We start from the raw sequence: 11,762 nt of genomic DNA, 5'->3' as shown, positions 1-11,762 counted from the left end.
GCGCGTGTCGCCGCCGGCAGATCGCTGGTAAGCGTGTCCGATCTGCGCGCCCAGAATTGGACAAAACCCCCGCGGCCCCTCAGGAGGGGATGGAAGCAAAGGCCGCTTTTCAATGGACTTGCGCAACAACAGGGCCGCATTGCGCCCCGAGTTTTGTCCCCTCCGCGTGTGTTTTTGGACAAAACGACTTCGGGCAGAACCCCCGAGCCACGGACCAACACCGCGCTAACAGACTAACACCCCCAATCGAAACCCGACGCGTAAGCGAGGGATATACAGCAACGACTTCCTCCCCAACGCGTCCGCGAAGCCCCCACCACGCCGCTTCCCGCTGCGAGCACCGCCATGATGGACGACCCCATCGGATTCTTCTTCACCTGGGTAACTTACGGAACGTGGTTACCAGGCGATTCCCGGGGATGGGTCGAGCACCGGCACGGCTGGCGGCCGGCCCAACCGGCGCTCGAGCTCGAATCAGCCGCCAGAATGACTGAGGACGCCTGTTGGTTGAGCCACCAGCAGAGGAAGGCCGTCGAAGACCAAGTCGCCGAAACCTGCTTGCATCGGCGCTGGCGTCTTCATGCGGCCAACTGTCGAACCAATCACCTTCACGCAGTCGTTTCGGCGCCGGGAACGCCCCCGAAAAAGATCCGCGCCGATCTGAAGGCGTGGGCCACGCGTCGCCTGAAGCTGCAGTTCGTCGCCGATCGTAAGAACTGGTGGGCGGAACGCGGGAGCACCCGTTGGCTCTGGGCGGAGGATGACCTCGACGCGGCGGTCCAGTACGTGGCCGAAGGGCAGGGTAGGCGGGGCGGCTGCGGATGAGGCGGAAGCGGCTCGGCTCGCGTGGGGTGAGGCTCCCTCGCTTACGCGTCGGGCTATGATGCGCATGTTGGCTGGGGCGTTCTACGCCTGCCCCATTCGCCAGGCGAAACTCAGTATACTCGTATCATCCGATTGCACGAGCGAAGGAGCCTGACCTGATGTTTGGACGACTTGAACTGCTGCTCTACGTCTTGCTTGCCGGATCGCTCGTGCAGGCGACGGGCGTGCCGGCCTTGGGAGAGAACCCGGTTGTTGATGGCTACTTCGGCGATCCAACGGTTTTGATTCACGAGGGCACGCTGTACCTGATGGCGACGAAGGACCCGTGGGGTGGCGACGACCTGGCTTGCTTCTCAACGACCGACTTGAAGTCGTGGCGGTCACACACCCTCAATTGGCCCACCTACGACGCCTGCATCAGCGAGTCGAAGAACGGCAACCGAGTCTGGGCGCCCGAGGTCATTCGAGGACCCGATGGTCGATTCTACTTGTATGTGTCCGTTGGGTCGGAGATCTACTGCGGCGTGGCGGCGCACCCCTTGGGCCCGTGGGAGAACGTAAGGAAGGACCGCGGTCCGATTGTCCACAGCCAGCGGGGCAGCGCCGTGCACACCATCGACGCCTCGCCGTTCATCGACACCGACGGACGCGTCTACCTGTACTGGGGATCGGGGCACAACTGGGAAAACGGGCAGTGCATGGCCGTTGAGCTCGAGCCCGACATGCACACATTTCGGGGCGCCGCTAAGAACATCACCCCACCGAACTACTTCGAGGGGCCGCACATGGTGAAGAGGAACGGCAAGTACTACCTGATGTACTCAGAAGGCAAGACAATCGACAAGTCGTACCAGGTGCGCTACGCCGTTGGCGACAGTCCGCTGGGGAGTTTCACCAAGGAAGGCCGGAACAGTCCGATCCTCTCAACCGACGAGCAGCTTAGCGTCTGGGGGCCGGGGCACCACTGCGTGTTCTCAATCCATGGGCAGGACTTTATCGCCTACCACCGCCATCGTCGCCCGTACGACCCAGACCCAATGCGTCGACAGATTTGCTTCGACTTTCTCAGCTTCGATCGTGACGGCTGGATCGAGCGTGTCCGGCCCACCGAATCCGGGATCGCACCCTTGGCCGGGCCGCTTGAGTAGCGGCTTGCGGTGGGCGCCGCCGGTCAAGGTTCGGTCGTAAGCCGCGCTTGCATTCTGGGTGGAGAACGAAGGCGTCCTCGCACCGGTGACTGAGTACGTGATCGATGGGCAGGACGAAGTGCACGCGAACGGCGGAGTTTAAACCGATCCGGCTAGCGGGGGTGGTGTGGGGCTACCTCATTGTCGGCCGCGAAGACTCAGTCAAGTGCAGGGCAGATGAGCAGTATGAGACCACGGAAGAGCATGCCTGAACGGGGGCGGCAATTCTACCCGCCGGTCTGTCTCAAGGCGGCAATCGTGGCCGGCTTTGTTTGTTTCCAATGCAATTCTCGGTTGGCGGCGCAGGATGCGATTGCTGGGCTCGAGTTGAAACCGGACTTGCGTGAGCTCATTGTCAGCCATGCCGACTCAAGTAACACGCTGCAACTCTATTCCATGCAGGAGGATAGTACGGCAAAACGCCAGCTCACGGACGGCTCACTTGATTGCATCCATCCAGCCTGGTCTCCAGACGGCGAGAAAGTCGTCTACGTTCAGCAACATGAGAAGGGGATGGGTCTCTGGCTGACTGATCCTCAAGGGCAGGAGTCTAGACTGCTCACGGAAGCGGGGAATAATCTCCTGCCTTCATGGGCGCCCGACTCTAAGCACATCGTCTGGATGTTCACGGAAGGAGGGGAGGACCCTACCAGGAATAGCCAGTTGCGGATCATGAACACGGAGACGCTGGAATCCAGGCGACTCTTTAGTGATCCAGAGCAGATGGCCTTCAGCAACTCGATGCCCGTAGTCTCTCCTAACGGGAGCAAGGTGGCATTCGTCTCGAATCGGAGTGGCGGCTTCAGGATTTGGGTGAGCAACCTAGATGGGAGTCAAGCTAAACCAATCTCGCCGGTCGTGACTGCCTATAGCGAGGCGATCAATGCGCCCATCGAGCAAAAGGTTCCCGCCTGGTCTCCCGACGGCAAATGGATTGCCCACTGGGAAGGGGTTGAGATGGTCCACCTGAGCCGATTCACTGGAGAGCAGAACCCCCAGAGAGATGAGTTGATCTCAGAGTCCTGGCACGTCTGGGTTGTCGGTAGCGACGGGAGGAACAAACGAAGAGCTGGCCGTGGTGATGACCCAACATGGTCTCCCGATGGGTTTGTGACTCGTTCTTTTCCAGATCCAAGCAAGGGGGGCCCGAAGGTTATGCTCGAAACAGAGCAAGGATGGAAGGAACTGGACATCGTCCCTCCAAATACTCGCTACGCTCGCTTCACCTGGAAGCCATGATCCACCCATTATTCGCGGCGACCGCTGTTTCACGCCTTACGCCGGCGCATCCATGCTTGGCAGTGCATCGGCCGCGCCGCCCGGAGCGACCGCCGGGCCGCCAGGCGGTATAATCGGGGCTGAGCCTCTCCGCCCGGTAGACCCGCCCGACATGCCCGACGCCAGCCCGTTTGACGATGACGCCCCCGAGGCCCCGCCGCCCGCCAAACGCGAGCGGCGGCCGTGGTGGCGGTGGAACATCATCACGCTGTTCGTGGTGCTGTTTGTGCTGGCCTGGGTCCGCGAGTTGGGCGGGCTGTCGATGAACGCCACCTGGCTGATGGTGTTCAGCGTGTTCTTCTGCTGGTGGGTGGGGCCGGTGTTCTTGGTGGAGCGGCCGCCGCTCGGCTACACCCCGCCGCCGGGGTTCCGATCGGAAGTGACGCCCGTGATGAGCGAGCCGCACAACGAGTTCCAAGCGGCCGCGCGGCGGCCCGGGCCGCCGCCGCGCGACTACGGGACCAGGCTGATGCTGACCGGCCTCCGCCGGTTTGCGCTGGCGCTGATGCTGGTGGGCGTGGTCTGCGCGATGGGCGTGGTGGTTGCGATCTTCGCCCAGCTTGCGCAGGGGGGAATGCGGATGTACGGCGGCGGGTTTGCCGGTTTTTGGTTTGGGACGCTGAGCGCGATGTCGACCCCAGCGCTGATCACCTTGAACGCCGGTGTGCTGTACACGCTGACCTTGATCGCCGATCGCCTTGGGGAGCGGCGCGATGAGCACTGACGCAAAACCCACCGGCGACACCGCGGCCGAACCTCCCCGCCCGTGGTGGCGGTCGTCGCGGGGGATGATTATCGTCGCGGTGGTGTTTGTGCTGGGCGTGCTGCTGGCTGCGCCGCTGGTCTCGCTGGTGACCAAGGCGGGCTGGCTCATCATCCTGCTGGCGCTCACCGCCTGGCTGGTGGTGCCCGACCTGCTGTGGGCGTGGCGCGAGCACCCCGAGGTGTTCCGCCGCGTGCTCCGCTTCCTGACCAACGGACGCACGGTGCGGGTGCTGCTGTACGTGGCCATCGCCTGGGCGTGGTTCATCACGCTATTCGGCTAGCGGCCCGGGGCTGCTATAGAGGATGCAGGAGACCCGATGCGGGGCCCGACCACGCTGGCAATGCTGGCGCCGGGCGGGCGTTAAGCTTCCCTCAAGCCCCGCAACCGTTAAAGTCGATGCTTGATGACAGGCGCCCGTGCGCGCCGTCCACGACCGGAGCCACGGATGTCGACCGCCGAGAGAGAAACCGCCGCCCACCGCCCGCCGGGCATTGTGCAGGGCGTGCGCGACTCGCTGATCGACCTGGGCGACGTGGTGCTCAACACGGTCGAGAGCGTGGGCGACATCGTGCTGTTCGGCGCTCGGACGGTGCGCTGGACCGTCACCCGGCTGCCCAACGCCGAAACGCTGCTTGTCAGCCTGTACCAGATCGGCGTGCGGAGCCTGCCGGTGGTGGCCCTGACGGGGACCTTCATCGGCATGGTGCTGGCAGTGCAGGCGTATTACCAGTTCCGCACTTTCGGCATGGAGACCCGCCTCGGGGCGATGATCAACCTGTCGATGTACCGCGAGCTGGGCCCGGTGCTGGCGGCCACGATGCTGGCGGGGCGGATCGGCAGCTCGATCGCCGCGGAGCTGGGCACGATGCGCGTGACCGAGCAGATCGACGCGCTCGAGTCGCTCGGCGCCAACCCGCTGCGGTACCTGGTCGCGCCGCGGCTCTTGGCCTGTTTGCTGATGATCCCCGCGCTGACCATCATGGCGATGCTGATGGGCGTGGCGGGCGGCGCCTACTACTGCATCTACGTGTACGACGTCGACTCGTTCTTCTACTTCAACAACGCCAACGAGGCCGCCGGCGCCTGGGACGTGTGGTACGGCGTGATCAAGAGCTTCTTCTTCGGCGGCGCGATCGCCATCATCAGCTGCTACCGCGGCTTCAACTGCGACCCGGGCGCCGAGGGCGTGGGCCGCGCCTCGACCATCGCGTTCGTGCAGTCGTTCGTGGTGATCCTGGTGATGGACCTCGGGCTCAGCATCATGCTGGACAACATCTACTTCCTGGTCTGGCCCGAGGAGGCGATGTGATGGTCGCCGCCACGCAGCCCGCCAAGATCGCCGCGACAAACGTCACCGTGACGTTCGGCCGCCAGACCGTGCTGCGTGACGTCACGGTGGCGGCCGCGCCGGGCGAGACGCTGGCCGTGATTGGCGAGAGCGGCTGCGGCAAGACCGTGCTGCTCAAGACCCTCATCCGGCTGGTGCAGCCCACCCGCGGGGTGGTCTCGTTCGAGGGGGCGCCCATCGCTAGGCTCGGAGAGCGGAAGATCACCGAGCTGCGGCGGCGGCTGGGCTTTGTGTTTCAGAACGCGGCGCTGTTCGACAGCATGTCGATCGCCGACAACGTTGCGTTCCCGCTCCGCGACCAGCACCGCATGGACCGCGAGGAGGCCTACGAGGTGGTCGCCGAGCGGCTGGCCGAGGTGGGCCTGCCCGCCAGTGTGATGCTCAAGAAGCCGGCCGAGCTGTCCGGCGGCATGCGGAAGCGGGTCGGGCTGGCGCGGGCGCTGGCCAACTCGCCCGAGGTGCTGCTGTACGACGAGCCCACCACCGGCCTCGACCCGATCATGAGCGACGTCATCAACGAGCTGATCATGCGGACCCGCGACCGCCGCGGCGTGACCAGCGTGGTCGTCACGCACGACATGCACAGCGCCTGCAAGGTGGCCGACCGGATCGTGATGCTTTACCCGGTGAGCCGGCTGGGGGCCGACGAGCCCCAGATCCTGTTCGACGGGACCCCCGACGAGATCATGCGGTGCGACGACCGCCGCGTCAGCCAGTTTGTCCGCGGCGAGGCGGGCGAGCGGCTCGAAGAGATGCGGGCGGCCCAGGGCTGACCCGCCGCGACCAACACCAACACACCAAGGCCATACGTCATGGACGACCGCCAACTCAAGCTGGGCGTCGGCGCGATCGCGATCGCGGCGCCCATCGTGCTCTTCGTGCTGATCGGCCTGAACACGCCGCTGTCGTTCTCACTGGGCGGCGGGCAGCGGACCGTCAAGATCCAGGCCACCCGCGCGCCGGGCGTCGGCCGCAACACGCCGGTCCGCCGCGACGGCGTGCTGATCGGCCGTGTCGAGAGCGTCGAGCCGGTCCGTGGCGGCGTGCTGATCACCGCCAAGGTCACGCCCGACAACCCGGTGCTGGTGAGCGACGAGGCGCAGATCCGACCGAGCTCGCTGTTCGGCGACGCCGTGATCGACTTCACGCAGGACCCCAACGGCGACCCCACGCCCGTGGTGCCCGAGATGTTCATCCGCGCCGAGTCGGCGCCCGACCCGCTGGCCGCGCTGACCGAGCTGCAGGTGGAGGTCGCGCCGGCCATCCAGTCGCTGGGCCGGGCGGGCGACTCCGTCACGCTGCTTGCCGAGCGGATCAACGGCGCCCTGGGCGATGACCTCAGCGGCGACGAGCTCAGCCAGATGATCACGCACCTCGACGAGGCGGCCATCGCCTTCACCGCCACGATGAACTCGGTCAACGCGGTGGTCGGCGAGGACGACTCGCAGGAGCGGCTCCGTCAGGCGTTGCGGGACTTCCCCGAGCTGATCGCCAACCTGCGGGACGCGGCTTCGACCGCGGACAACACTTTCCGCTCGCTGGACAGCGCCGTGATCAGCGCTACGGCCAACCTCAAGAACATCGAGGCCCTCACCGAGCCGCTCGGCGAGAAGGGCGCCGAGCTGGTGCAGCTGCTGACCAGCAGCCTGGAGAACCTGGACCTGGTGCTGGCCGACGCCCGCCGCTTTGCGGCGTCGCTCAACAACGGCGAGGGGAGCCTCGGCCGGATCGTCAACGAGCGGGAGCTGTACGACAACCTCAACACGACCGTCTACAACGCCAACCAGACGATCGTCCGCATCAACGAGCTCGCCAAGCAGCTCCGCCCGATCCTGAACGACGTGCGCGTCGTGACCGACAAAGTGGCCCGCGAGCCCGGCAGCATCCTCCGCGGGGCTATCAATCCGGGGCCGGGGATCAAGTAGCTGTCCCGCAGGGTTGGGCGGCCGACCCGGAGCAGCGCTGTCATTCATGTCGAGCAGTTCTACAACGCGACCCGAACCGGCCGAAGCCGCCCAGCTCGTGATGCCCCGCTGGTCGCGGTACCGCGGCCAGCAGGCGGCGGACAATGGGCGGCACTCGATCGCGGCGGTGGCCCCGATCGCCGACGACGCGGAGTGCGTTACGTTCGACTACTTCCGGCACGCGGGCGCCTACTGGCGGGCGGTGGTCCCGCTGGCGGGCGTGCGGCAGGTGTGCGGGCAGTCCTACAACTTCTCGGCGCCCAAGACCCGCCGCGGCGAGCGCGGCCCGGAGACCCGGTTCCGCAAGACAGGCCTGCCCAAGCGGACCATCCCGGTGCTCAACCACGTGCAGTGCCGGTTCCTCTTTGCCGAGGATCAGCCGGTGCGCCTTTACCCGAACGGCGGCGACGCCTCGGGCGAGCCGGCCCACCTGACGCACGACCTCGTCTACTCGGTCGAGGCGACCGGCCCGCCGGGCGTGGTGTTCAACCTGCGGGACGCGGTGCTGGGCGAGATGATCTGCGCCCACCGGTTCCTCACCACCGAGGAGATGGTGTTCGAGCGGATCGCGGTCGAGGGGCAGTACGTCGTCGAGTCGGCGCCGCTCGGGCTGCGTCCGGAAGAGGAGCGGAACCTGCTGCTCAAGGCCCTGCAGCGGAGCGACCAGGCCCGCATGACCGAGCCCTACTACATGGTCCGCCTGTGCAGCACGAACAACTGCACCTCAAACCCGCTGGTGATCCTGGACCAGGTGGTCGAGTACGATTGGCGGTGCTGGGTCGCGTCGCAGCTCTACCGGCTGCCGCTCAACCCGCGGGTGTACCTGCGGCTCCGCGGCCTCGACACGGATCCTAGCTACCGCAAGTTCCTTCGCGACGAGTTCGCCGACTACCTGAACGACCCAGCCACCCGCCGCCGCCGCCGCGAGCACGTCAAGCAGGCGATCGCCGAACGCCGTGAGGCCCAGGGCCGGCCGCGGCGGGCCGAGTAGCACGCCGCTCACGGTCGGGCATCCTCGCAAGCAGCGTGCCAGGGTTCGAGGACGCGATAATCGCTCTGAGAAGGCTTCCCACTGTGGGAAGGGCGGCGCGAGGGATATTAACGCTTCTCCAGCAGCTTCTGCCCCGCCTGCCGGAGTTTGGCTGAGATCCGGTCCGCGAGGGCCGCGAGGAGCTCCGGTAGGTCGACCTCGATCCGCACGGCGTCGTCCTGCACGTCGAGCCGGCCGGTGAGCTTCTGACCGAGCGCGCCGGACTCGAAGTGCAGCCGGTCGCCTTCCCACCGCTTCTGCCAGGTGAACATCCCGCCCATGCCGCCGGTCATCTGGCTCTGCAGTTGGTTGAACCCCTCCTCGATTCGACGCCGGGCCTCCGCTTGACCCAACTGGTGGGGCACGCTGACAGTCACGGGTTGCGACACCTGGCTCTCCTCAGATGGCGTGGGGTCAGTGGCGCCGGCGACACGCTGGCCGGCTTTGAATGGTAGGCGGCGCGGGAGACCGAGGCCAGTCGACCAGCGGAGCTCGGTGCGGCGGTGGAGGACAGGGCAGGGCATCGTCAACCGGCGTGCGACCGGCCCCTTGGTACTGGAATCGAGCTACCGATCCCAGCCGCGACTTTTGAGTAGAAACCGGCCACCAAGCGAGGTCAAATAAGGGTGCTGCTGCGGGGGATGAACACCGGTGGTAGGCGCCGGCAACTCCCAATGTGAGCAACCACCGTCGGAGACCGCTGGCCTACGGATCGCCCAATTAGGCCTGATCTCAACCGATCACGCGGCATCGGTTGGCCTTCGCGGCTACATCGCCGGAGGCGGGAAGGCGGGCGGCGGGAACGCAGGCTGCATCGTGGCCGGTTGCCCGGCGGGCGGGCCGATAATGACCGGCTGGCCGGGCGGCGTTGTCACGGTCGGCGCCGTGCTCGGCGGCGCCGGCGAGACTCCTGTCGGATAGGCGGTGGAGCCGGCGAACGGATCGACCGGCGCGCCGATGACCGCGCCGGCCTGGACGACCGGCTGGCTCGCCTGCATCCGCAGCTGCTGCCCTCGTGCCTTGAGCTCTTCGGTCGGGATCATCCGCTGGGGCGACATCGGGATTGTTACCACGCGGTCGTCGCGGATCCGCCAGGGGACCAGGTTCTCGCTGACGAAGTCGATGCCGGGGATCTCGTACCAGGGGGTGGGGATCGGCTGGTTGATGGTCTTGGTTTCGTAGCCAGCTTTCACCACGCGGATCTCGCGGGTGCCGTAGTACGTGAAGTCGACGCCGCAGGGGGTGGTGCCGATCTGCTGGTTGTCGACGTACAGCAGGGCGCCCGGCGGGTTGGTGCGCACCGTCAGCCGTCGCCGGACGCAGCCGGTGGGCAGCAGAACCGCGCCGATCAGCAGAAGGGTGACGGCGGGCTGCAGACGGGGAAGGTGTCGTGGTGGGGCGTAGCCCATGCGGGGTTCCTGTCGCCGCTGGAACAGACAAATGGCGGCGGAGTATAGGCGCCCCCGCCAGGCCGGGCCAGACCGCCTTGGGCCGGACTGGCGATGCTGCAGCGTGCTAGCGGCGGCGCCCGCTGGCGGCGCCCGCTGGCGGCGCCAGCATGGTTGTTGTTTATCTGGGGCCGACCAGGATAGAATGACCCGAGCCCCGCGATTCCCGCCCGATTTCAGCCCATCCTGCCGTTTCGACATGCCCGTCCCCGCTTCTACGAATTACCGTGTCGAGTATGCGGTGAAGTCGGATGTAGGGATGCGGCGCTCGAACAATCAGGACGCGGTGGTCGCCATTGCGGACCCGGACCAGTCGAACGGCCGCGGCAGCCTGTTCATCGTCGCGGACGGGATGGGCGCCCACGCGGCCGGCGAGCTGGCCAGCGAGCTGGCCGTCAAGAACGTGCCGCACGAGTACAAAATGCTCCGCGACCGGTCCGCTCCGGCGGCGTTGCAGCAGGCGGTGCAGAAGGTCAATGGGCTGATCCACGCCAAGGGCCAGAGCAGCCCCGAGTTCCGCGGGATGGGCACCACCTGCGCCAACCTGCTGGTGCTGGGCGACGCGGCGCTGATCGCCCATGTAGGCGACAGCCGTGTCTACCGTCTCCGTGAGCTGGCGCTCGAGCAGCTGACCTTCGACCACAGTCTGGTGTGGGAGCTGGCCAAGGAGAGTAAGACGACCGAGGAAGAGATCCCGTCGTGCATCCCCAAGAACATCATCACCCGCTCGCTCGGCCCACACCCGATTGTGAAGGTGGACCTGGAGGGGCCGTTCGATCTGCGGGCGGGCGACGCCTACCTGATCTGCAGCGACGGCCTGACCGGCGTTGTGGGTGACGAGCTAATCGGCGGCGTGCTCTCCGCGATGCCGCCGGATGACGCCGCTCAGACCCTGGTCGATCTGGCCAACCTGCGGGGCGGTCCGGACAACATCTCCGTGATTGTAGTCCGCGTCGACGAAGCCGCGGGCGCCGCGCCCGAGGCGTCAAAGGCGTCGGGGTCGACCCAGCCGTGCTGCGCATCCTACCAGTCCGACCCGGTGCGCTGGCTGGCGATGGCGGTCACCGGCGTCTGCCTGGCGGTGGTGATCTGGTGCATCCGGGAGCAGCAGACCTGGGGCGCCGTCGCGGCGGCAATCGGCCTGGGCGGCGCCGCTGTGCGGGCGCTCGGCCGGTCGACCCACCCGCGGCAGACGCCTGGGCTGGACACGCTCGGCGGCCCTTACGGAAGCGCTCCGTACCGGCACTGCGACTGCCGCAACGGCGATCAGGTGGTCCAGCACCTGCAGGGCGTGGTGCAGGAACTGTCGGGCCTGCGCTCGGCGACCGCCGGGCACAACGGCGCCGCCAAAGTCGACTGGGCGTCATTCGATGAGGAGTGCCAGACCGCCGCCGATTGCCGCGACTGGCGGGATTCGATCGCCCACTACGGCGCGGCGATCCGGGCGTTGATGAAACAGGTCCGCCAGGCGCCCGAAGCGGTTGAGTCCGCCATCGGCGCTCCGCCCCGCGATAGCGCCATCGGCTGACCGCTGGAAGTCGCACCCCACCCTGCTCGGCGCACCGAGATGCCCAACTCCTCATCGCTCACGGGCGGCGCCAAGATCGGAATGATGAACGTGTCATGGCCGTTCGTCCGGTTGTCGGCCTCGCCGGCGGGCATTGTGATGCGGGCGCCGTTCGGGCGAACCTACGAGTTTCCGACTGACGGAATCACTTGCGTCAGGCCGTGCGGACTACTGCCGCTGGTTGGTTCTGGAGTAAAGATCGAGCACACGATCGACCGGCACCCAACCCGGATGATCTTCTGGTACCCCATGCGTCAGCCTGCCGAGGTGCTGGAGTTCCTGAGGTCGGCGGGCATCCCGGGCGAGAAGCTCTCGACCGAGCGGGCTTAGGGCGCCTAGCTCTGTGTGG

General features: G+C 66.5%; 13 protein-coding genes. 11 read left to right on the top strand and 2 right to left on the bottom strand.

Features of this window, described 5'->3' with window-relative positions; all coding sequences use genetic code 11:
- Window positions 1-348: 348 nt before the first annotated feature.
- The 9 genes from KOR34_RS19080 (at window position 349) to KOR34_RS19040 (ending at window position 8,359) form a co-directional block, all read left to right on the top strand.
- On the top strand, window positions 349-825 hold the full coding sequence (locus tag KOR34_RS19080) for a transposase (protein ID WP_228714698.1): 477 nt from the start codon (window positions 349-351) through the stop codon (window positions 823-825).
- A 158-nt stretch (window positions 826-983) separates the two neighbouring features.
- The gene (locus KOR34_RS19075; protein ID WP_146567140.1) at window positions 984-1,973 is read left to right on the top strand and encodes a family 43 glycosylhydrolase; all 990 of its coding nucleotides are present in this window, start codon (window positions 984-986) and stop codon (window positions 1,971-1,973) included.
- 243 nt (window positions 1,974-2,216) lie between these two features.
- Window positions 2,217-3,251, top strand: coding sequence for a TolB family protein (locus KOR34_RS19070; protein ID WP_197531589.1), 1,035 nt, complete (start codon window positions 2,217-2,219; stop codon window positions 3,249-3,251).
- A gap of 151 nt (window positions 3,252-3,402) precedes the next feature.
- Window positions 3,403-4,014, top strand: coding sequence for a hypothetical protein (locus tag KOR34_RS19065; RefSeq protein ID WP_146567137.1), 612 nt, complete (start codon window positions 3,403-3,405; stop codon window positions 4,012-4,014).
- On the top strand, window positions 4,004-4,336 hold the full coding sequence (locus tag KOR34_RS19060) for a hypothetical protein (RefSeq protein ID WP_146567135.1): 333 nt from the start codon (window positions 4,004-4,006) through the stop codon (window positions 4,334-4,336). Before KOR34_RS19065 ends, KOR34_RS19060 begins: the two co-directional genes overlap by 11 nt.
- Window positions 4,337-4,501: 165 nt before the next feature.
- Complete coding sequence (locus KOR34_RS19055) at window positions 4,502-5,365, top strand: MlaE family ABC transporter permease (RefSeq protein ID WP_146567133.1); 864 nt, start codon at window positions 4,502-4,504, stop codon at window positions 5,363-5,365.
- Window positions 5,365-6,177, top strand: a complete 813-nt coding sequence (locus KOR34_RS19050; protein ID WP_146567131.1) for an ABC transporter ATP-binding protein — start codon at window positions 5,365-5,367, stop codon at window positions 6,175-6,177. Before KOR34_RS19055 ends, KOR34_RS19050 begins: the two co-directional genes overlap by 1 nt.
- A 39-nt stretch (window positions 6,178-6,216) precedes the next feature.
- Window positions 6,217-7,329: an MlaD family protein gene (locus KOR34_RS19045; protein WP_146567129.1), complete on the top strand. Its 1,113-nt coding sequence runs from the start codon at window positions 6,217-6,219 to the stop codon at window positions 7,327-7,329.
- A gap of 46 nt (window positions 7,330-7,375) precedes the next feature.
- Complete coding sequence (locus KOR34_RS19040) at window positions 7,376-8,359, top strand: hypothetical protein (protein ID WP_146567127.1); 984 nt, start codon at window positions 7,376-7,378, stop codon at window positions 8,357-8,359.
- Between the two features lie 107 nt (window positions 8,360-8,466).
- Here KOR34_RS19040 and KOR34_RS19035 read toward each other — a convergent pair whose 3' ends face one another.
- On the bottom strand, window positions 8,467-8,787 hold the full coding sequence (locus KOR34_RS19035; RefSeq protein WP_146567125.1) for a polyhydroxyalkanoic acid system family protein: 321 nt from the start codon (window positions 8,785-8,787) through the stop codon (window positions 8,467-8,469).
- 378 nt (window positions 8,788-9,165) lie between these two features.
- Complete coding sequence (locus tag KOR34_RS19030; RefSeq protein WP_146567123.1) at window positions 9,166-9,807, bottom strand: PEGA domain-containing protein; 642 nt, start codon at window positions 9,805-9,807, stop codon at window positions 9,166-9,168.
- A 298-nt stretch (window positions 9,808-10,105) separates the two neighbouring features.
- On the opposite strand from KOR34_RS19030, the gene KOR34_RS19025 reads away from it, so the two are divergent.
- Window positions 10,106-11,374, top strand: coding sequence for a PP2C family protein-serine/threonine phosphatase (locus KOR34_RS19025; RefSeq protein ID WP_197531588.1), 1,269 nt, complete (start codon window positions 10,106-10,108; stop codon window positions 11,372-11,374).
- Window positions 11,375-11,413: 39 nt separating this feature from the next.
- Complete coding sequence (locus KOR34_RS19020; protein ID WP_146567119.1) at window positions 11,414-11,743, top strand: hypothetical protein; 330 nt, start codon at window positions 11,414-11,416, stop codon at window positions 11,741-11,743.
- The last annotated feature ends 19 nt before the right edge of the window (window positions 11,744-11,762 follow it).

The organism is Posidoniimonas corsicana (genome assembly GCF_007859765.1).
Lineage (GTDB): Bacteria > Planctomycetota > Planctomycetia > Pirellulales > Lacipirellulaceae > Posidoniimonas > Posidoniimonas corsicana.
The sequence above is the reverse complement of the archived record's forward strand: the minus strand, read 5'-3'. Positions and strand labels throughout refer to the sequence as shown.